The following is a 328-nucleotide window of genomic DNA, read 5'->3' on the forward strand; positions in this document are numbered from 1 at the left end:
TTATCTTTTAGGTGAAGGCTGTTCTAAAGGAGTCGTTTTTTTGCTACTTGCATTTTATACTAATAATCTTACAAAGCCAGAGTTTGGTACATTATCCTTATTTTGGGTTGCCGTTCCTTTATTTTCGGTATTAGTAGATTTTTCGCAAAGAAGTTACGTAAAATATTATTCCATACACAATGATAAGAGAACTTCTGAGTTGCTGTATTCACTCCAAGTATTCAGTATATTTATAGCTTTAACTTACCTAATAGTTTTTGCTTTAAAAGACATGGCTAATATTTATATCATTGGTAGAGTGCCAGATTATTATATTGTAACCACAGCT

1 protein-coding gene is annotated in these 328 nt (G+C 31.1%); it reads left to right on the forward strand.

Features of this window, described 5'->3' with window-relative positions:
* Positions 1-40: 40 nt before the first annotated feature.
* A partial coding sequence (locus H4O21_RS28730) for a hypothetical protein (protein ID WP_220495905.1) occupies positions 41-328 on the forward strand: 288 nt, incomplete at its 3' end.

It is taken from the genome of Oceanospirillum sediminis (assembly GCF_014164585.1).
Lineage (GTDB): Bacteria > Pseudomonadota > Gammaproteobacteria > Pseudomonadales > Halomonadaceae > Oceanospirillum > Oceanospirillum sediminis.